Annotated in this window: 18 protein-coding genes; 7 read left to right on the top strand and 11 right to left on the bottom strand. The window is 68.4% G+C overall.

The window, feature by feature from the left end; translation table 11 throughout:
• Positions 1-45: 45 nt before the first annotated feature.
• On the bottom strand, positions 46-3,546 hold the full coding sequence (gene car / locus ACH438_RS42250; protein ID WP_397016143.1) for a carboxylic acid reductase: 3,501 nt from the start codon (positions 3,544-3,546) through the stop codon (positions 46-48).
• 478 nt (positions 3,547-4,024) lie between these two features.
• Between car and ACH438_RS42245 the strand changes: the two genes are divergently transcribed.
• Positions 4,025-5,329, top strand: a complete 1,305-nt coding sequence (locus tag ACH438_RS42245; RefSeq protein ID WP_397016141.1) for an MFS transporter — start codon at positions 4,025-4,027, stop codon at positions 5,327-5,329.
• Positions 5,330-5,527: 198 nt separating this feature from the next.
• Complete coding sequence (gene trpS / locus ACH438_RS42240; protein ID WP_397016138.1) at positions 5,528-6,568, top strand: tryptophan--tRNA ligase; 1,041 nt, start codon at positions 5,528-5,530, stop codon at positions 6,566-6,568.
• Here trpS and ACH438_RS42235 read toward each other — a convergent pair.
• Positions 6,565-7,779, bottom strand: a complete 1,215-nt coding sequence (locus tag ACH438_RS42235) for a serine hydrolase domain-containing protein (RefSeq protein ID WP_397016136.1) — start codon at positions 7,777-7,779, stop codon at positions 6,565-6,567. The genes trpS and ACH438_RS42235 overlap by 4 nt on opposite strands.
• Positions 7,780-7,898: 119 nt before the next feature.
• Positions 7,899-8,900: an AraC family transcriptional regulator ligand-binding domain-containing protein gene (locus ACH438_RS42230; RefSeq protein ID WP_397016134.1), complete on the bottom strand. Its 1,002-nt coding sequence runs from the start codon at positions 8,898-8,900 to the stop codon at positions 7,899-7,901.
• 95 nt (positions 8,901-8,995) lie between these two features.
• On the opposite strand from ACH438_RS42230, the gene ACH438_RS42225 reads away from it, so the two are divergent.
• From ACH438_RS42225 to ACH438_RS42215, 3 genes are read left to right on the top strand one after another with little or no spacing between them, the layout of a single operon-like run.
• Positions 8,996-9,127 (top strand): hypothetical protein, encoded by a 132-nt coding sequence (locus tag ACH438_RS42225; RefSeq protein WP_397016132.1) that lies wholly within the window; start codon positions 8,996-8,998, stop codon positions 9,125-9,127.
• A gap of 22 nt (positions 9,128-9,149) precedes the next feature.
• Positions 9,150-9,812, top strand: a complete 663-nt coding sequence (locus ACH438_RS42220; protein WP_397016130.1) for an NADPH-dependent F420 reductase — start codon at positions 9,150-9,152, stop codon at positions 9,810-9,812.
• Positions 9,813-9,856: 44 nt separating this feature from the next.
• The gene (locus ACH438_RS42215) at positions 9,857-10,711 is read left to right on the top strand and encodes a LysR family transcriptional regulator (protein ID WP_397016128.1); all 855 of its coding nucleotides are present in this window, start codon (positions 9,857-9,859) and stop codon (positions 10,709-10,711) included.
• Between the two features lie 68 nt (positions 10,712-10,779).
• On the opposite strand, the gene ACH438_RS42210 is transcribed toward ACH438_RS42215, so the two are convergent.
• Entirely contained in the window at positions 10,780-11,916 is a 1,137-nt protein-coding gene (locus ACH438_RS42210) for a lipase family protein (RefSeq protein ID WP_397016126.1), read from the bottom strand.
• Positions 11,917-12,037: 121 nt separating this feature from the next.
• On the opposite strand from ACH438_RS42210, the gene ACH438_RS42205 reads away from it, so the two are divergent.
• Positions 12,038-12,655 carry a TetR/AcrR family transcriptional regulator gene (locus tag ACH438_RS42205; protein ID WP_397016124.1) on the top strand — a complete coding sequence of 206 codons (618 nt, stop codon included), beginning with the start codon at positions 12,038-12,040 and terminating at the stop codon, positions 12,653-12,655.
• Between the two features lie 5 nt (positions 12,656-12,660).
• Here the strand turns inward: ACH438_RS42205 and ACH438_RS42200 are convergent, their stop codons facing one another.
• The 6 genes from ACH438_RS42200 to ACH438_RS42175 all read right to left on the bottom strand — a co-directional run bounded on the left by ACH438_RS42200 (position 12,661) and on the right by ACH438_RS42175 (position 18,433).
• Entirely contained in the window at positions 12,661-13,527 is an 867-nt protein-coding gene (locus tag ACH438_RS42200; RefSeq protein WP_397016122.1) for a GNAT family N-acetyltransferase, read from the bottom strand.
• Positions 13,528-13,605: 78 nt separating this feature from the next.
• Positions 13,606-14,472 (bottom strand): ABC transporter substrate-binding protein, encoded by an 867-nt coding sequence (locus ACH438_RS42195; RefSeq protein ID WP_397016120.1) that lies wholly within the window; start codon positions 14,470-14,472, stop codon positions 13,606-13,608.
• Positions 14,473-14,506: 34 nt separating this feature from the next.
• On the bottom strand, positions 14,507-15,256 hold the full coding sequence (locus ACH438_RS42190; RefSeq protein WP_397016117.1) for an SDR family NAD(P)-dependent oxidoreductase: 750 nt from the start codon (positions 15,254-15,256) through the stop codon (positions 14,507-14,509).
• Entirely contained in the window at positions 15,253-15,654 is a 402-nt protein-coding gene (locus ACH438_RS42185) for a hypothetical protein (protein WP_397016115.1), read from the bottom strand. Before ACH438_RS42185 ends, ACH438_RS42190 begins: the two co-directional genes overlap by 4 nt.
• Positions 15,655-15,682: 28 nt before the next feature.
• Positions 15,683-17,092, bottom strand: coding sequence for an acyl-CoA synthetase (locus tag ACH438_RS42180; RefSeq protein ID WP_397016113.1), 1,410 nt, complete (start codon positions 17,090-17,092; stop codon positions 15,683-15,685).
• Positions 17,093-17,104: 12 nt separating this feature from the next.
• Positions 17,105-18,433: an MFS transporter gene (locus ACH438_RS42175; protein WP_397016111.1), complete on the bottom strand. Its 1,329-nt coding sequence runs from the start codon at positions 18,431-18,433 to the stop codon at positions 17,105-17,107.
• 100 nt (positions 18,434-18,533) lie between these two features.
• Between ACH438_RS42175 and ACH438_RS42170 the strand changes: the two genes are divergently transcribed.
• Positions 18,534-19,277 (top strand): IclR family transcriptional regulator, encoded by a 744-nt coding sequence (locus ACH438_RS42170; RefSeq protein ID WP_397016109.1) that lies wholly within the window; start codon positions 18,534-18,536, stop codon positions 19,275-19,277.
• On the opposite strand, the gene ACH438_RS42165 is transcribed toward ACH438_RS42170, so the two are convergent.
• The gene (locus ACH438_RS42165) at positions 19,274-20,320 is read right to left on the bottom strand and encodes a PrsW family glutamic-type intramembrane protease (RefSeq protein WP_397016107.1); all 1,047 of its coding nucleotides are present in this window, start codon (positions 20,318-20,320) and stop codon (positions 19,274-19,276) included. The two genes, ACH438_RS42170 and ACH438_RS42165, sit on opposite strands and share 4 nt — an antisense overlap.
• Between the last annotated feature and the right edge of the window lie 280 nt (positions 20,321-20,600).

The raw sequence follows: 20,600 nt of genomic DNA, 5'->3' as shown, positions 1-20,600 counted from the left end.
TGCTTCGACCGGCTCCGCCCGGGCCTTCTCGCGGGCGCCGGAGGATTACAGGAGGCCGCGCAATTTCAGGTCGCTGACGTACTTGGTGATGAGTTCTCTTGTCAGGTGCGGGATGTCGGCGTCCGGGCCGAGCTCGGCCTCCTGGACCGCGTTGTGGAACTTCTTGGCGGGCAGGGCCGCGCCGGCCACGGGTTGGGACGGATAACGGTAAGCGTGCAGCAGGGGCAGGACCGAGTGCTGACGTTGCTGTTCGGGCAGGGCACGCAACGCGGTTTCGAAGCGGCTCAGCCATTCCGCGTAGTCGTCCAGCCGCTCGATGGGGTGGCCCGCCTCGATGAGCCAGTCGACGAACTCGTCCAGGGAGATGCCGTCGTCGTGCGGGTTGAGGACGTCGAAGGTTTCGTAGCCGTCGGTGACGCGGGTGCCGAGGACGGTGATTGCGGTGGCGGTGAAGTCGGCGGGGAGGCCGTCGTAGTGGGCGCGGCGGCGGTTGCCGGCGGAGTCGGTGCGGTAGAAGGACTTCGGTGCGACGCCGGTGGCCAGGACGCTGAGCAGCAGGCGGGTGAACATGTCGGGCAGGTTGAACTGGCCGGCGTAGCGGCTGTGCGCGAGGATCATGTCGGAGCGGAAGACCGCGACGGGGAGGCCGCACAGGTCGTGGGCTTCGCGGAGCAGGACCTCGCCTGCCCATTTGCTGTTGCCGTAGCCGTTGGCGTACCCGTCGTCGAGGCTGCGGACGGCGCTGATCTCGCGGATATCGCCGTCCTCGTCGAAGACGGCGGGGTCGATCTGCGAGGCTACCGCGACCGTGGACAGGTAGGTGACGGGCTTGCGGCGGGTGGTGAGGGCCAGGCGGATCACCTCGGCGGTGCCCACCACGTTCGGGCCGAAGAGCTGGTCGTAGGGCAGCACGTGGTTGACCAGCGCGGCCGGGTGCACGATCAGGTCCACGGTGTCGGCCAGCTGCTGCCAATCCTGGGGTGTGAGGCCGAGATTGGGTTCGCCGATGTCGCCGGGCAGCACCTGTAGCCGCCGGTCGGCGAGTTCGCGGTAGTGGCGCAGCAGTTCCGGGTCGCCGCTGTCGAAGACCTCGTCGAGGCGCTTGCGGGCGGCTTCGGCGTTCGAGCCGCGGATGATGCAGATCAGGGTGCCGTCGGATTCCTCCAGTCGTTCCAGCCATTCCAGGCACAGGAAGCGGCCGAGGTAGCCGTTGGCGCCGGTCAGCAGGACCGTGCGCGGCGGTTGCGGGGCGAGCGGCAGCGCGGGGGCCGCGGCCAGGGTGGCGGCGTCGATGAACTTGCCGAGGGTCAGGTCGGCCGCGCGGATCTCGGCGCCGCTGCCGTGTACCGAGGTGACGGTAGGGCGCTTGCCGTCCGAATCCCGTTCCGCCTCGATGTATTTCGCGAGTCCACCCAGGGTTTTGGCGGCGCTGACGATCACACCGACCGGCACCTCCACGCCGATGAGCTCACGCAGCAACGTCGAGTAGGACAGCGCCGAGAGCGAATCACCGCCCAGGTCGGTGAAGTGCGCGTCCAGTCGCAGATCCGTTGCCGCACAACCCAATATCGCCTGCGCCGCCCGGATGACCACGTCGGACACCGGCAGCTCGGCCGACTCGTGGCGCAGCGCCCGCAGTTCACTGTCCTGCTGCTCGGCGAGTTCGGCATACAGCCGTTCGAGCCGCTCACCGTAGTGTTCACGCAGCTTGGGCCGCAACAGTTTTCCGATACCGGACAGCAGCCCGTTGTCGATGGTGAACGGCTCGGGTTCGATCAGGAACGCGCGCGGCAGCTCATAGGATTCGAGCTGGTTGTCCTTGGCGACACGCTGCAGCGAATCATTGAGCGCCGCAGTCAGTTCCGCCGGATCCAGCGCGCGGGCCTCGGCGGTGGGCACGATGACCGCCAGCAGGTAGGCGCGTTCACTGGACCCGTGTACGAAGATCTGCCCGACCAGCGGGCTGGTGGCGTACATGGCCTCGAGTTTGGCGATGGCCACGAACTCGCCCTGCGACAGCTTCAGCACATTGTTGCGGCGGTCGACGTAGACGAGGTGGTCCGGTTCGAGCTCGGCCACGATATCGCCGGTGCGGTAGAAGCCGTCCGGGTCGAAGATCTCGGCGGTGACCTCGGGCCGCCGGTAGTAGCCCGGGATCATGAGCGTCGACTTGATGAGCAGTTCCCCGCGCGGATGCGGCTGATCGGTGCCGTAGTAGCCGAGTTCGGGGACGTCGACGAGCTTGTAGTCGAGGACCGGTGGGCGCCGGATGTGATTGTCCATCAGGATGCCGCCACCGGCCTCGGTGGAGCCGTAGCCGTCGTGCAGCGGTTCGTCGAGGATCGATTCCATGAAGGTCTTCATCTCCGCGGAGATGGGCGCGCTGCCGACCATGGCGCGCACCAGGCGCCCGCCGAGGAAGTCCTCGCGCAGTGAGGTTTTCACCTCGGTATCGGCCACGTCGCGGGGTACGCCCGCGGCGAGGCGCTGTTCGAGTTCGCCCTGGTAGCGCTGGAACACCATGTCGCACACGCGCGGCACGAAGAACAGCTCCGTGGGCCGGATGAGCGCGACATCCTCGAACAGGGTCGACATATCGCTCGCGGCAGCGAAGTACGCGGTGCCGCCGCGCGCGAAGGTGCCGGCGAGCACCATGCGGCCCGCGACGTGGCTCATGGGCATGTAGCTGAAGTTGATCACCGGTGCGGGAATCACGGTGGGCCCCAGCCACTTCGCAGCCACCAGCCGCTCGGGGTACATGGCGCCCTTGGGGGTGCCGGTGCTGCCGGAGGTGTAGATGAGCAGTGCCAGCTCTTCGGTGCTGCCGGGCCCGCGCGACGGGGCGGGCGGCAGTGCGGCGCCGCGCTCGAGCACATCCTGCAATGCATCGATGGTGACGGTGCTACCGGACTGTGCCAGTTCGTGTTTCGCCGTCTCGAAGGCTTCGCGCTGATCGTCGTCGGCGGGTTCGTAGTCGATCACCACGACGGTCCGCAGCGTTGCCGAGGCGAGCACCGCGTCGACCGCGGCACCGAGCAACTCGAGGCTGACCGCGAGCACCGTCGCGCCCGTCTCGCCGAGGATCGAACTCCATTGTGCCGCCGAGGCACTCGATTGCAGGGGCACGTTCACCGCGCCGAGCCGCACGCCCGCCAGATCGGCGACGGTGAAATCGCAGCTGGTGAATCCGAGCGTGCAGACGAAGTCGCCGGCCTGGGCGGGGTTGTGCGTGTCGTGATGCCAGGCCGCGGCGAGCGCGCCCGCGCGCTGCCACAGTTCGCCGTAGCTGACGGTTTCGTATTCGGGTAGCAGCCGGCGGTGGCGGCGGCCGGTCTCGTCGGCGACGAGTTCGGTGGCGCGTTGGCCGATGGCGGGCCGGTCGGCGTAGCCCAGCATGACGGTCTCGACGATTTCGGCCAGTCCCAGTCCGGGCTGCCGGGCCGCCGTCGCGATCTCTTCGAGCGGCATGGCCGCCCGGATCTGCGGATCCGCGCTCAACGCCGCGATGCGTTCCTCGCGTACCTGCCCCCGGACGTCATCCACCATGATCAGCCTCCCTTGTTTGACACCATCGTCCGCCCGTAGCGCTCGCACGTCACGAGACTCCCATCGCAATTTAGCTACGCTAACTATCAGGTTCTGCCCCACCCCGGGCAATGTCAAGCGCACCGATCCGCGACCACGAAAACACCGCGGCCACACCGACTTCAGCACGCACAATGCCGCTACATCGGGTGCCGGTCAGGCTCGTACGGGCCACCCGAAACCGGGCCGGGACCTGCGATGCATGTGACGCAAATCCCACATTCCGGGCCGTGTCGGGACCCGGCGCGCCGACTGAGTTAGGCAACCCGAACAAAAAGATTTGGTGTAACGTAAGACGGGTCGGATCGTGTACCGACAGCCACAGTGGTCCCGCGCCCTTCACCCAGGCGCGGGACCACCCCGGCGCCGATCCCCAGCAGCCTCGGCCCGATTAGGTCACACTCGTACAGGCACATACCGAAGACCTGTTCGAGGAATAATGCAGGACCTACCGTCCGACGCCCTGAGCGTCGAAACCCCGGCGCGCTACCGCATGTCGAACAGCTCGGCCTTCTGGCTACTGTCGATCGCGCTGGGCCTGTTGCTGTTCGCGTCCGCGGCCCCCTCGCCGATGTACCCGGTGTATCAGCAGATGTGGCACTACTCCTCGCTGGTGTCGACCGGGGTCTATGCCGCCAACGCGATCGCGTTGCTGGTGACGCTGCTGTTCGCGGGCTCGCTGTCCGATCACATCGGACGCCGGCCGGTGCTGCTGGCCGCGGTGCTGGTCGAACTGCTGGGCACCCTGGCCTTCGCCGAAGCGCAATCGGTGGCTTGGCTTTTCACCGCGCGCATCGTGCAGGGCATCGCCACCGGATTGGCGACGGGCGCGATCAGCGCGACCCTCATCGATCTACAACCGGCCGAATCCCGGCTCGGCGCGCTCATGACGAATGTCGCGGCCGGCGGGGGCCTGGCGGTGGGCGCCATCAGTTCCGGACTGCTGGTGTCCTACGCGCCCGCGCCGACCCGGCTGGTGTACTGGCTGCTGGCCGCGGCGTTCATCATCATCGTCATCGGCGTGCTGGTGATCCCGGAGACCGTGGCGCCGGACGGGCGCGCACTCGAATCGCTGAAGCCGAAAGTGTCGGTGCCGCAACCGGTCCGGGCCGCCTTCCTGACCCTGTTGCCGTCCATCTGCGCCACCTGGGCGCTGGGCGGGCTGTATTTGGCGCTCGGCGGGGCGCTCATGCATGTGCAGTTCCATCAGACCAGCGCGCTCGCGGGCGGGCTGGTGGTGGTTGCGCTGCAAGGCACCTCGGCGATCACGGCCGTACTGGCCCGCGACTGGACCATCGATCAAGCCCTGCAACGCGGGCCGGTACTGCTCATCACCGGGGTGGCGCTGGCGCTGGTGGGCGCGGCGACGCATTCGGTGTGGCTGTTCTTCGCCGCCAGCATCGTGGCGGGGATCGGCTTCGGGCCGTCCTTCTCGGGCGCGCTGCGCATGCTCACCGGCCTCTCCCCCGCCGCGGCCCGCGCCGAAGTGGTGACGGCCATCTATGTGGTGTCGTATCTGGCCTTGAGCATTCCGGCGGTGCTCGCCGGACTCAGCGTGAGCCGGTTCGGGCTGGCCGCCACCACGTACGTGTACGGGGCGATCGTGATCGTGCTCGAGACCGTCGCCATGCTCGGCTCGCTGCGGCATCGCACGCCGCACACCGCACTGGCCGGGGCGCTGTGCCCGGCGCCCTGCCCGGGGACTGTCGCACCCATGCCACGCGTCGTGTCCGCGCACCCGTGAGACACGACCTATCGGGTTGACATCTCGCCCGCGGCCGCTGCTACCGTGGGCGGGTGACTTCCCTTCCCCGGACATGGTGGCGGCTGCAGCAGCGGCCCGTCTGACCCATGTTCACGGGCTGTACGCGGCCCGTGAAATCACCCCGAGCGGTAACGGTTTTCGTACAGCCCTCCTCGTCCAAGATCAGGAGCTGTTCCGATGGATTCCTTCTCAGCCACCCGCGAGCGCAGCGATGAACTGCATGCCGCCATCACCGCACATCCCGAGAAATTCCGTGTCCTCACCGGTGAACGACCCACCGGCGCACTGCATCTGGGCCACTACTTCGGCACCATCAGCGAGCGGGTGCGACTGCAGCGCCTCGGCGTGGACCTGTTCGTCATCCTCGCCGACTACCAGGTCATCACCGACCGCGACGGCATCGGGCCGGTCCGCGAGAACGTGTACAGCGCCGTGCTGGATTACCTTGCCGCGGGCATAGATCCGAGCCGCGCGACCATCTTCACCCACTCCGCGGTGCCCGCGCTGAACCAGCTCATGCTGCCGTTCCTGAGCCTGGTGACCGAGGCCGAACTGCACCGCAATCCGACCGTCAAGACCGAGGAAGCGGCCTCCGGGCGGGCATTGAGCGGGCTGCTGCTCACCTACCCGGTGCATCAGGCCGCCGACATCCTGTTCTGCAAGGGCAATCTGGTGCCGGTGGGCAAGGATCAGCTGCCGCACCTGGAGCAGACCCGGGTCATCGCGCGCCGGTTCAACGAGCTCTACGCGCCGGTCTTCCCGGAACCGCAGGCCCTGCTGACGGCGACACCGCACGTGCCCGGGCTGGACGGGCGCAAGATGTCCAAGAGCTACGGCAATGCCATCCAGCTGCGCATGACCGCCGACGAGACCGCCGCGCTCATCAAGCGCACGGCCACCGACTCCGAACGGCGCATCACCTTCGATCCCGATGCGCGCCCGGGTGTTTCGGCGCTGCTCACCACCGCGGCGCTGTGCCTGGGTACCGACGAGACCACGCTGGCCGAGCAGATCGGCGACGGTGGCGGCGCGGGACTGAAGAAGCTCGCCACCGATGCGGTCAACGAGTTCTTCGCCCCGCACCGCGCGCGGCGGACCGAGCTGGCCGCGAATCCCGATATCGTGAAATCGGTGCTGCGCGAGGGGAATCGGCGAGCCAACGAGATCGCCGAGACCACCCTCGACGAGGTGCGAGCGGCCATGGGCACGGTGTACTAGTCGTCGATGGCCTGGTAGGTGAGGGTGAGGAAGTCGTCGCCGAGGGGGTGCTGCCATTCGGCGGCGATGATGATGTTCTGCGATTGCACGAACAGCAGGCCCACCAGATCCTCCTGCGGATCGGCGAACCAGGACGTGCCCAGGCCACCGGGCCAGGACAGGGTGCCGGCGCCCGGGCCGATCCCGGTGCGGCGGGTACGAACCTGCACGCCGTAACCGAAACCGGCGTCATCCCAGATCGTCTGGCCCAGTGGCGGATTGAACGGGGTGACGTGCTGTTCGGGCGTCAGGTAATCCGTCGACAGGGCCTGCACGGTGGGACGCGACAGAATGCGCACCCCGTCCAGGGTTCCCTGATTCGCGAGCATGCGGGCGAAGCGCGAGTAGTCCGCGACGGTGGACACCAATCCCGCGCCGCCGGAGGCGAACAGCGGCTCCTCGGCCCACCGGGTGCTGCTCGGATGGTCGATCACGGCGTATTCGGGTGCGGGGCCGTACAGCACGGTGAGCCGATCCCGATCCGCCTCGGGCACAACGAATCCGGTGTCCTTCATGCCGAGCGGTTCCAGCACCCGTTCGCGCAGTGCGGTACCCAGCGGCTGCCCGGTGACGCGGCTGATCAGCACGCCGAGAATGTCGGAGGCGGTGTGGTAGCGCCACAGTGCGCCGGGCTGCGCGATCAGCGGTAGTTCGCCGATGCGCCGCATCCAGTCGTCGGGCCCGAGCTGTTCCGCGTTCGGCACCGCCAGCGCGGACGCGATCGGGCCGGCGGTCAGCGAGAACAGTTGCGGCGCCAGGCTGGAACGGCCCCAGCCCAGGCCCAGCCGGTAGGTGAGCAGATCCTCGAGGGTGATGGCGCGTGCGGCGGGGACCACGTCGTCGGGTGTGGCGAGCGGGTCGCGCAGGACCTTGCGGTCGGCCAGTTCGGGCAGCCATTCGTCCACCGGATCGAAGAGCCGCAGCGCGCCCTCCTCGACCAGCGTGAGTGCCGCGACCGCGGTGATGGGCTTGGTCATGGAGGCGATCCGGAAGATGCTGTCCTGCTCGATCGGCAGCCGTGCCTCGCGGTCGCGCCATCCCACGGTATCGAGCTGTACGAGCTCACCGTGCCGGTAGATCGCCGCTACTGCCCCGGCCACCTCGTCACGCTCGACGACCTGTTCCAGCCGTCCGCTCAATCGCTTCAGCCGCTCGACCGAAAACCCGTTCACCACATCTGCTCCTCACACTCGGCAGCTGGTACCAACCGCCCCGTGCTGCCGCTATTCCCGTCTCGGGCAAAAACCTCGGGCCCCCAATAGTGCGGGCGCATCGCCATCGATGCCGTGGATCAGGAGGCGAGCGAGTCGGTATCCGTGGCGTTCCAGCGGCGGGCGGCGCGACGTAGCGCGCGGGCGTCGGAGTAGCCGAGGCGGTGTGCCAGTGCGGATTTCGTGGCGGCCGGGGTGCGGTCGGCCAGGGTGCGGCGGGCGAGGTCGAGTTCCTGGCGCCAGGTGGTGCCGGATTCGGCCAGGCGACGTTGCAGGGTGCGGGGACTGACGGTCAGGCGGCGGGCCACCGTGGCCAGGGACGCCTCACCGGTGGTGAGGACTTCCAGGAGTGCCGTGTGCACCTGCTCCGCCCAGCGCGGGCGATCCAGGAAGGGTGTGGGCAGCGAATCCGCGTGCGCGCGAACGATATCCGCGAGCACCGGATCCGCGGTGCGCAGTGGGAGCGCCAGATCGGCCGCCCGCAGGGTGAGACTGTTGGCGGGGGCGCGGAACTCGATGCGGTCGGTGCCGAACGCGTCGTGGAAGGCGCCGGTCCGCCGGGGCGGCCCCTGTCGCAACGTGATCCGGATGGGCGTGACCGGCTGCCCGGTGGCGTGGCGAATACGCGCCACAGTGCTGGCGTAGGCGGCCTGCACGGTGAGATCCGCGCCGCGGCCCTCGGACTCGGCCATGTCCAGCACGGTGGTGCGCTCGTCCTCGCGCGTATCGGCGCCGGGGCGATACCGGTGGTTGGTGGCCATGGTGGAACCGCTGTTGCGCACCGCCGCCAGACCATCCGCAACCGTGGCCGCGGTGGTGAACAGGTAGTCGAAGATCCCGAACCTGCCGATGCGGTAGGTCTCGGCGATCCGCAACCCCACCTCCGGTGCGTCCTGCGCGAATTCGGCGCGCTCCCACAGCCGCAGGTAGGTAGGCGTGGTCACCATCCCGTGCTCGCTGCTGAGCAGGGCTTCCGGTGCGGAGGCATCGCGTAGCAGCTGCCGGACGTCCACGCCCTCCCCCGCGGTGTGGATCACGCAGCGCGCCAGTACGGCGCTGTAAGCGGGATCGAGCTCGGTCACCGTTCCATCGTAGAGACGCACAATGACATGTTCCGTCCCCTGCGTGACGCGAACAGGCCTCCCCACACCCGCCTCCGATCCGCGAGTCTTGAGTGGTGACAGAAGGAAAGACCCACATCAAGAGCCTGCGCGAGGCAACAGCGGCGCGTCGGAAGATCGGTGCGCCCGCACCGCTGCCCGCCGATTACGCCGACAGCGGACTCCGCCCGCACTACGCCTACCAGTGAGACGCGAACAAGGAGGACGAGCATGAAAATCGGCATCATCGGCGCCGGGCACATCGGCGGCAATGTGGCACACCAGGCGGTGCGCGCCGGACACGAGGTGATCGTGAGCTTCTCCCGGAATCCGGAAACCTTGCGCGCGTTCGCTGCCGAGCTCGGGGACCAGGCCGCGGCCGGGACCGCGCGGGATGCGGTGACGCAAGCGGAGCTGACCGTGCTGTCCGTGCCGTGGAACACCATCGGCAATGCCCTCGAGCAGGCCGGACCGCTCGACGGTCATCTGGTCGTCGACACCACGAACCGGTACGGCGGCGGGCCGGGACCGGTTGCCGGGCAGACCGCGGCGGCGTTCAATGCCGCGCGCATGCCGGGGGCCCGCTACACCAAATCGTTCAATACGCTGACCGCCGGCTTCCAGGCCCAGGTCGTGACGCGGCCGCCGGAACAGCGTGTGGTGCAGTGGATCAGCGGTGACGATGCCGCGGCCAAGGCGGTGGTGGCGGCCTTCGTGAGCAGCCTCGGCTACGAGCCCATCGACCTGGGCGGGCTCGCCGACTGCGCGGTCATGGAGTCGCCGCGGCGTGCCGGTGCGGTCTACGGCGAGGAGTACCGGCGTGCCGAGGCGGAGGCCGTGGTCGCCGCCGTGCATGCGAGCCGGCCCATTCCACCGACCCCGGCCTACCACTGAAAACCGTTGTGTACCCGATCTGTTCGAGCGAGGACGCGGCAGGAGTGCGGCAGGACGCGCCGATCGATTTCGGCGCCTTGCGCGTCTTCCTGACGCTCTCGGAGGAATTGCACTTCGGCCGGACCGCCGAGCGGCTGTCGCTGTCGCAGCCGCGGGTCAGTCAGCTGATCCGGGAGATGGAACGGCATATCGGCGGAGAACTGTTCCGGCGCACCAGCCGTCGCGTACGGCTCACCCCGCTCGGGGACGAGCTGCTGCGCGACATCACGCCCGCGGTGCAGCGCATCGACCGGGCGGTGGTCAGCGCGCGGGCCACCGCGCAGGGGCTGCGGATCGGATTCCGGGGGCCGTTCGCCAGCTCCTTGGATGCGGCCATCGGTGAATCACGCAGCAGGCGAACCGAATTCGCGGTGACCATGGTGCAGTTGCCGTGGACCGACCTGTTCGGGGCGCTGCGGCGGGGCGAATTGGATATGCAGGTGTCGCAGCGGCCGGTGCTGCCGGACGATCCGGAACTGCCCGATGATCTCGTCGCGGGCCCGATCGTGGGCCGGTACCGGCGGGTGGCCGCCATTGCCCGCGATCATCCGCTGGCGGCACGGTCCGAGCTGACCACGGCGGATCTCGTCGATGTTCCGGTGCTACGGTTCGCGACCGACGTCCGCACCGAATCCGAGATGCTCAGCACCGTGGCGCAGGGCGGGACGGCCTACCTGACGTCGACCGCGATGGCGGCACACTTCGCGCACCCGCGGGTGATCTACATCCCGCTGTGCGGCATGCCGCCCGCAGAAGCGATGTTGTTGTGGCACAAGGACTGCCGTTCCGCGAAGGTGCGTGCCTTCGCGGAGATCGCCCGGACGGCGCTGCCCGCCGAACCACCCGGCGCGCGACCGTGACTACGCGAACAGGCGGGCCACGTTCCGCGACGGCCCGCGCGGCAAGCGCTGGGCGGGCCGGATCCCGGTCAGGCGAAGAGACGCGCCACGAACGGCACACTGTCCGCGAGCGAGGCCAGCATGGCGCCGCTGTGGTCCTTGCCCGGGTAGACGTGTACCTCGGGGTGATTGCCATTGGCCACCAGGTCGGCGACCAGTTTCGCGGTGAGCGGGGCGGGCACATCGGTGTCGTTGGTGCCCTGGCCGATGAACAGTGGTCGGTCGTAGCCGGTCGGCGGCACGTCCATGACCGGTCGCGCGGTGGCCACGAAGTCACCCTCGGATAGTGAGCGGGAGAACAACTGGTTCAAGGTGATTCCGTTGGCGGCCTCGGCCAGCGGGGTGAAGCAGAGCGTGCGCGCCTCGGTGACGAGCTGCTTGCCCAGCGGGGTCAGGTAGCTGTCCAGGTCGAAGTCGGGGCGCGCGGCCTTCAGGCCGTTCATCACATAGGTGGCGTAGGCGGTGATGTGCGAGGACGGGATGGGCGGCAGTTGCGGGCCCACGAACTGCGCGGCGTCCACGATATTGGAGGCCGGGCCGGTCGCGACCGCGCCGCGGTAATCCAGTTCGGGCGCATAGCCGGTGGCGAGCGAGGCGGTGAAAACCGTTGCGCCGCCGCCCTGGGACTGGCCGATGGCCACCCATTTGGCCGCGAGGGAATCCTCGGCGGATCGTGCGGCGCGCACCATGTCGATGGCGGCGTGCGCTTCGGCGCGGCCGTCCAGGTAGGCGTGCACGCCGGGGGTGCCGAGCCCGATGTAGTCGGTGGCCACGATGGCGTAGCCCTGCTTCATCCAGGTGGCGAGGAAGCCCATATCGCGGTCGGCGCGGCCCGCGGTCGAGGGTGCGCAGTCGTCGCCGATGCCGACGGTGCCGTGCTCCCAGGACAGGACCGGCCAGCCGCCCGGCGGCGGGGTGCCGGCCGGAATGAAGATGGCGCCGCTGGACAGGGCGGGCTGTCCGGAGGCGTCGAGGGTCCAGTAGGTGAGCCGGCGTGCCGAGCCCGTGCCGTCGATCCAGAGATTCTGCGGCAGCGCCTCATCGCTCACCACCGTGCCGGGTGCTCCGGCGGTCGTGGCGGGCGGGTCGGCGAGCGCGGTTCCGGCCAGCGGTCCGGTCGCCAGGAGTGCGGCCGAGACCAGGGTCATCACCGTGCGTCGAGTCATCGGGGTTCCTCTCGTACAGCGTATGCGCATTGGTGTCACATTGAGACACTTCGAACAGACTATCCTGGAAAGTGTCACTTTGAGACAGCAAATCATGTGACCTGAGCTACGAAGGGGAGGCATGACCGAGACCGCCGGATTGCGCGAGCGCGAAAAGTCGCGAGTACGCCGGGAATTGATCGACGCCGCACTACGCCTGTTCGACCGCCAAGGTTTCGAGCACACCACCGTGCAGCAGATCGCCGACACCGCACAGGTCTCCCGCCGCACCTTCCACCGGCACTTCCCGTCCAAGACCGCCGTGGTCTTCGCCCACGAGGAAGACGTCATGGAACTCCTGCTCACCGCCCTCGACCAGCGCCCCACCGGCGAACGCGTCTTCACCGCCCTGCGCGCGGCCCTGCGCGACTTCCTGGTCGACACCCACGACCTGGAAGAGCGCTACCAGCAAGCCGACGCCGTCCGCCGCGCCCGGCTCGTCCTGATCACCAATCCCGAACTGCGCAGCGAGAACTTCATCGGCGCGGTCGGCCGCCGCGAAGCCCTCGCCCGCAACTTCGCCCGCCGCGCCCGCCTCCCCGACACCGACCTGACCCCGAAACTCGCAGCCGCGACCTGCTTCTCGGCCTTCGGCGTCGGACTCGACCACTGGGCGGAAAGCGACGACCACTCCCTCACCGGCCTCTACACCATCCTCGACGGCGCGGTCGCCGCCCTACAGCACGGCATCGATATCTGAGTCGGCTACTTCTGCACGCTGGAGGGGGTGCGAGCGATTCGGCCGCCGAGGCGCTCGTTGACGGCGAAACCGTGTTTGCGGCACCACTCGGCGAGCATGGGGACCGCGGAGTCGTCGTCGCGGAAGGTCGGGACCAGCTGGCCGACGATGTAGAGGTGCTGGGCGTCGGCGGCGCGGCACAGGTGTTGCAGGGTGGCGGTGCCCAGGCCGGCGCCGCGCAGTTCGGGGTTGACGGTGATGCCGTCGAGTTTGATGGTGTCGGCGTAGATTTCGAAGTCGACCTCGGCCAGGGGGGTATTGCGGCGCAGGGCTTCGATATCGGCGGGGAGGGGGCGCAGCACGCCGGGCAGATGGTCCGAAAGTTGTTGGCGGGCGGCATCATCGGGGGCGGTGCGGGTGACCGCGAGGACCTGTTCGGTGAGTTCGACGACCGCGGCCCGATCACCGGTGGCGGCCAGGGGGCGGACGCGCTCGACCCCGGCATCGACCACGCGCAGTTGCCGTACCCAGTGCGGGGCGGTGGGCTCGTAGCGTTCGATCAGCTCGGCCAGGGTGACTTCGAGGCATATCGCGGTGCCGAGGCTGCGGACATAGGCACCGGACAGGACACCCCAGCGGTGGTCGTCGGCGCCGACGCCGTGCACGGCCAGATCCCGTTGCAGCGCATCGCGCCGATTCAGGGCGGTGGCGACCGGTGCACCGGGGAGGTGGTGGAACCAGCGCTTCCATCCGGTGAGGTTGGCGCGGATTCGCGTGGACGCGATATCGGCGCTGGCGTCCAAGTATTTGCACAAGGCTTGCTGGCGTCTTTCCAGCAGTTCTTGCGCGCGCTCCGGCCCCGTCGCAGACCCGGGCGTCCCAACCTCACCCATGTCCGTAAACACTAGCGTTTGAGATTGGCGGGGCCTGTTATCGCCGCGCACGAACTTCTGACAGTCGACAGCCGAGTATTAGCCGGTTTGATAGAACTCGGCGGCGGGGAGGACGGCGGGGACACCGAGTTCAGCGATCACCGCTTCGATCGCCGCGGTGGCCACCGCGCGATCCGGTTGGCCGTCGGTGGTGAAATACGGTGCGATGTAGGTCTTGTAGTGGGCTCGGACCTCGTCCGGGGTGTGCCGCCCGAGGAACGTCCGCAGATAACGCACTGTGATGTCGGGGTCGTCGTGGATCAGCTGTAGTGCGCGGCGGTGGGCTCGGACGACGGCTTGCACCGCGGGAGCGGCCGGGTCGATGTAGGTGGGATCGACCGCCACACCGACCGTGGGGATCCGGAAAAGGTCGCCGACCCAGCCCAGGACCCGCCAGCCGTGCTCGGCGGCAATCGCTTCCGGGGCCATGGTGGTGCCGACGAAGGCGGCATCGATCTCACCGGCCTGGAGCAGTCGCAGGTCCATGCCGTAATCGCCGGGCGCGCGCACGATCGAGTGGATATCGCGGTCCGGGTCGAGACCGGCCCGGCGCAATGCGATCCGCGCGAAGCAGCCGGGTGCGGTGTGCGGCGCGTGCACCGCCAGCCGCTGACCGGCCAAGTCGGTCAGGGAGGTCAGGCCGGCGCGGCCGAGGAACCAGAACAACGGGCGGTCGGTGTTGACATTGAGTGCGACCCAAGGGGTTCCATCGACCAGCCGGGACAGCAGTGCCCGGCCCAGGCCGATGGTGGCGCAGTGCCGCAATCGCTCGTCGTCCCAGGCCGTGCCGTCGCGCAATGAGACGCGCGCCCCTTCGTCGGCGTAGTAGTCCTGCTGGTCGGCGATGTAGGCGACCAGTTCCTCGTGAAATCCGCGCCCGACGTAGGCGAGATCGATCGTGTCCATGAACGTTCTTCCTAACCTCGTGGGCGGCAAGCCGTCAGTACATGAGCATTCCGCCGTTGACCGCGGCCGTGGAGCCGGTCATGAACGAGTTGTCCTCGCTCGCGTAGAACGCGATCGCCTGCGCCACATCGCCGGTATGCGCCAGCCGGCCGAGGGGCGTGGCGGCGACCTGGCGCTGCCGGTTCGCGTCATCGAGGACGCCGCTCGCGATGCGGGTGTCCTCCACCGGCCCGGGCTCGACGATATTGACCGTGATGCCCTGCGGGCCCAACTCCTGGGCGAAATAGCGGGCGAACTGTGCCAGTGCGGCTTTCGACGTACCCAAAGCGATCATGCCCGCGCGGGGCTGGCGGCTGAGTCCGGTGCTCATATAGATGAGCCGTCCCCAGCCCTGTGCGGTCATGGCGGGCAGGACCGCCTTGGTGACCGTGAAGGCGGCACGCAGCTCGTCATCGAGCTTGCCGCCCAATTCTTTCCAGGTCATGTCCTGGAACGATTTGACCGCGTACGGGGTGAGCGCATTGTGCACGAGGACGTCGATGCCGCCCCATCGCTCCTGTACCTGTTCCAGCAGCGCCTCGACCGGCGCGGTCTCGCGCACGTCGGCCTGTACCGTCATGGCCTGGCCGCCCGCGGCTTCGATCTCGGCCACGACTTCCGCGGCGGCCGCGCCACTGTGCAGGTAGTTGACGACCACGCGCATGCCGCGTTCGGCCAGCAGGCGCGCGGTGGCCGCGCCGATGCCGCTGCTGGAACCGGTCACCAAGGCGACCCGGGCGGTCATGATTCCGCCTCCGAGTCGTCGCCCATCGGTTCGACCCATTGCGCGCGCGACGGCCCGGGCGGGAAGGGATCGCCGAAGTACTGTGTCTCCCGGACCACTTCCACGCCTTCGAATTCCATGACACTGACGACGTAATACGGTTGTGCGTCGTAGGTGAGCACCAGTTCGCTCACCCACAGACCGCCACTGCCGAGGATGCGGCGCACCGTGAAGCGTTTCGCGTTGGGTTGCGCGGTGCGCGAGGCCTGAATGTTCTTGCGGCCGCGGAGGCGTTCGCCCGACTGCGGGTATTCGAGAACCGCGTCGGCTCGGTAGATTTCGTGTTCGGTCTCGAATTCGTCGGCGGCCGAGGCCGCCCAATGGCGTTGCAGCGCGGTCCGTATCTCATCGTCGTGCATGGCGAATTCCCCTTCCGAGTGGTCGGCGTTATCCGGTCAGCAGCTTCTTCTGCACCTTGCCCATCGCGTTGCGCGGCAACGCATCTACGAAGTGGATCTGGCGCGGGCGCTTGTGAAAGGCGAGATGATCGGTCACGAAGGCCGAGAGTTGTTCGGGATCATCGATATCGCCGACCACATAGGCGACGATACGCTGCCCCAGATCGGGATCGGCGATTCCGACGACAGCCGCCTCCGCGACTCCCGGATGCGAGAGCAAGGCATGTTCGATCTCGCCCGCGCCGATGCGATAGCCACCCGATTTGATCATGTCGACCGATTCCCGCCCGGCGATCCGATGGAAACCGGTGGACTCGACGGCGACGATATCGCCGGTGCGGAACCAGCCGTCGGCGGTCATCGATTCCGCGGTCTTCTCCGGTAGCCCGAGATAGCCGTCGAACAGGGTGGGGCCGTTGATCTGCAACTGGCCCAGGCTGACACCGTCGCGGGGCACGTCATCGCCGTTCTCGTCACGAACCCTGGTGCGGACTCCCGACAGCGGCAAGCCCACCCAGCCCGGACGCCGCTCACCGCGGAAGCGGGTGCTGACCGTGATGAGGGTTTCGCTCATGCCGTATCGCTCGATCGGGCGGATGCCGGTCAGGGCGGTGAGGCGGTCGAAGACCGGGACCGGCAGGGGCGCGCTGCCGGAGACGAGCAGGCGGGCCGAGCGCAAGGCGCGCGCCGCCTCGGGCTGCTCGCAGACGCGCGACCAGACGGTGGGGACACCGAAATACAGTGAACCGGCCGCTGCGGCATAGGATTCCGGCTTCGGCCGGACGGTGTGGATCAGCGGGGAACCCAGCCGCAAAGCCCCGAGCACGCCCAGGACCAGGCCGTGCACATGGAAGAGCGGCAGGCCGTGCACGAGGGTGTCCCCGGCGTTCCACTCCCAGGCCTCGGCCAAAGCGTCGATGCAGGCGGCAATCGCCTTGCGGGACAGCAGCACACCCTTCGGGGCGCCGGTGGTGCCGGAGGTGTACATGATCAGCGCGGTAGCGGATTCGGGCGGTTCGGCCGGTGCGGGGGAACTGGTGCGAGCGCGGCGATCGACCGGGATGACGGGCATTGGGTGCTCGTCCGGCGCGGTGCCGACCCAGTATCGGGCGGCCGAATCGGTGAGGATGTGCTCGCGTTCCGCGTGGCCCGCATCCGGGGGCACGGGCACGACGGTGACACCGGCGAGCAGGCACCCGGCCATCGCGATGACGGTCTCGACGGTGGCGTTCGTGATGATCGCGACGCGGCCGGCGCCGGTGACGCGCTCGGCGAAAGCCATTGCGGCGTCATAGAGATCGGCGCGGGAGATGCTGTCCGCGCCGATCGTCACCACGGCCGGATGATCGATGCGGTCAGGCGCGGACAAGGCGGTCAGCAGCGGGATATGAGCGGTCATAGCGGAACTCCTTCAGTCCGGCAGGACGGAATCGCGGGTTTCGGGAACCAGGGGAAGCAGCAGCAGGCCCAGCACGAAGGCCAGAGCGGTGGCCGCCAGCGGTAGTGACAATGACCCCGCCGCATGGATGGCGAAGCCGAGCAGGAAGGTGCCCGCCGCCGCGAACCAGCGCGAAATCGTGGTGGTGAAAGCAAAAGCCGTGGCGCGGACGCTGGTCGGATATTGCTCGGGCAGCCAGATGGTGAAGACCGCGAAATTCGCGCCGCCGAACCCGAGTATCGGCAGGACCGCGAAGACCATCGTGATACTGCCCAGCGGATAGGCGATGGCGTACAAGCCGATGATTCCGATCATCATCAGCACGAAAAGCAGTGCCAGCGCGCCCTTCCGGCCGAGCCGGTCGACCAGTCGCGGCGTGCACAGGCAGCCGACGACGGTGAAGATCGCCGACAGCGCGGCCGAGGCGCCGGCCAGCATGGTGATCGAGGAGTGCTCCCAGCCCGCACGTTTGGCCATATCGGTGACCGCGGTCGGCACGTAGGTCGCCGTCGCCCACAGGCCGATCACGCAGACCACCAGCAGCAGCAGGTTCCCGATGGTGCGACGCCGGTACTCGCCGGACAGGATCGCACGCATCGGCGCGAGCAGTGATTGCCGTTGACGCTGAGCCGATTTCGCCTGCCAGCGAGCGGGCTCCTCGGTATTGCGGCGGATGAACAGCACCATGAGCGCCGGCACCAGCCCGAGCAGGAACAGCCCACGCCAGCCCAGCAGCTGACCGAACGCGAGATAGATGACCGCGGTGGCGAGCTGGCCGATGTAGTTGGCGGAGTGCAGGATTCCACCGAGCTTCACACGCAGGCGCTCGGGGACCGCCTCGGCGACCACGGTGCCGGCCATGGCCCATTCGCCGCCGATGCCGACCGCGCACAGGAATCGGAACGCCATCCATTGCCAGACGTTCGTCGACAGACCGGCCAGGGCGGTGAAGAGCGAGAACAGCAGGATGCTGCCGATCATGGCGGGCTTGCGGCCGAAGCGGTCGGCGATCGGGCCCCAGAGGAAGGAGCAGCCCCAGCCGAGCAGGAAGACCGCGCCGCCGAGCTGGCCGTAGAAGCCCACGTTCGCGGTCGTGGGCTCGACGCCGGTGCGGGGCAGCAGGTCGGTCAGGGTCGGGGCGAGGACCAGGCCGAAGGTGGCCAGGGTGAAGCCGTCGACGGCCCAGCCGCCGAACGAACCCAGGAAGGCGTTGCGCTGTGCCGGGGTCATGGGGGTTTCGGGGTCCGGGGGTGCGGGGTCGTGGTGTCCGCCGGGTGCGACGGGTTCATTGAAAGCGGTCACGGTCACCATCTCCCTTGGTCCATATAGTGGACCGATGTGCTACGATGCGGTCCACGAACCATATGAGGCGGCTCACACCGAGTCAAGAAGAGGAATCAGCGTGAACAGCGTCACCACCGCACTGCGCGTGTTCGAAGAGGTCGCCGCGGCCCAGCCCGCCGGTCTCAGCGACCTCGCACGCAGGCTCGATACCCCGAAAAGCACCGTGCAGCGCTGCCTGAAGACCTTGGAGTCGGCGGGCTGGGTGCGGACCGCGCCCGACGACTCGGGCCGGTGGGTGATCACCGGTAAGGCGTTCAGCATCGGCAGCGCGGTCGCCTCGGGGGCGGATCTGCGGGCCGTCGCCATGCCGATCCTCAGCGAGCTACAGGCGCAGACCGGCGAGACGATTCACCTGGCCCTGCCCGACGGTGACGAACTGGTCCTGATCGAACGGCTCGACAGCCCACACCAATTGCGCGCGTTCCTGCCGCTGGGCACCCGGCTGCCGCTGCATGCCGCCTCCAACGGCAAGGCGTACCTGGCCTCGCTGCCCGACAGCGAGATCGAGGACGTCCTGCGCCGCGACCTCGATCGGCGCACCCCGCGCACGATCACCGATCCGGACGCACTGCGCGCGGAGCTCGCGGAAATCCGGGGGCGCGGCTACGCCATCACCGAACAGGAACTGCACGACGGCATCACGGCCATCGCGGTCGCACTACGCCCGGGCGGCAGCGGGCGCACGGCGGCCAGCTTCAGCATCTCCGGGCCCAGCGTGCGCATCACGCCGGACCTGTACGAGGACTACGGACGCCAAGCGCTCGAAGCGAAAACCCGCATCGAGCGCTTCCTCGGCGTCTAACCCTGCGACTGTTCCGCGAAGGGCAGGGCCTCCAGGCGAGCCAGCAGGTCACGCTCGTAGCGTCTGGCCTGACCGCGGTCCATGCGCAGTGAATAGCGCAGGGCGGCACGCGCATTGCGGCGGCCGCCCGCGGTGAGCAGGGCCGAGAGGTTGGCCTCCGGGCCGAGCGCGCGGGCCGCGGGCAGGGCGATCACGCCGCGGAACCATTGGCGTTCGGTGCCCAGCACCCAGCGGTAGGCGATAGTGAAGATCGCCGCGTCGACCAGGACCGGCAGGAAGATCACCAGCAGGCCCGGGCCCGGCGGATGCGGGGCGTCGAAGATGACATGCATGGCCACCGCCAGCAGATAGAACATGGCGAACATGCCCAGCCGCCACGACCAGGGCCGATCGGTGCGCGACAGCAGCACCACGATGCCGACACCGGCCAGCGCCGACATGGCCCAGTGCGACGTGAACGCGGTGATCAAGCGCAGCAACGCCACGATGATGGTGTCCGCGGCCGGATGCTGCGGCGACAGCAGCGCGGTCTGCGTGCTGTACAGGCAGTCCTCGGAAATCTGTGCGCCCAGCCCGACGAAGCCACCGAGCAGCAGGCCGTGCATAGGGCGGGTCAGCAAGGGCCGGAACAGGACCGCGACGATCGCGATACCGATGGCCTTGATCAACTCCTCGTCAATGGGCGCGGAAATCGCCGCCTGCCAGTTCACGGCGAAGGCATCCCCGCCGAGATTCGTCACCACCCGCGTCACATGATCATTCGCCCACATCGACAATCCGGGCCACACCGTCGCACCCCAGATGAACCCCATCACCAACGGCGCGAAGATGAACCCCCGCGCATGGAACCCATCCAGCCACAACAAGATCCGCCAGATCACCAGCAACGTCACCAACGTGATCGGAACCGCCGCCAGCGCCGCCGGCATCGCATACCAGACCTGCCCGAACGCCTGCAGCACGAACAGAATCGGCCCACCCAGCACCGCCAGGCAATACACCCAGAACAAAAGCGACCGCGGCTGGAACCAATTCACCCGCACCCGCCGGATAGGCGCTCCCCCACCAGGCGGATTCACCACCGCCGCAGGCCCATACCCACCTACAGCAGACGGATACCCACCCGCGGCAGGCGGATACGCACCTGCGGCAGGCGGATACGTCCCACCAGCAGGCGGATACGCAACACCCCCTGGATACATGTGACCGCCAGGCGGATACATCCCCGCCCCACCCGGATACGCGCCCGGGCCGGCCGGATAGCCGCCACCTCCCGGATACCCGCCTGAACCACCCGGATACGCGCCGCCGTGGGGCGGATAC

This window comes from Nocardia sp. NPDC020380 (assembly GCF_044386975.1).
In the GTDB taxonomy this organism is placed as follows: domain Bacteria; phylum Actinomycetota; class Actinomycetes; order Mycobacteriales; family Mycobacteriaceae; genus Nocardia.
This window is presented reverse-complemented; position numbering and strand designations above follow the sequence as displayed.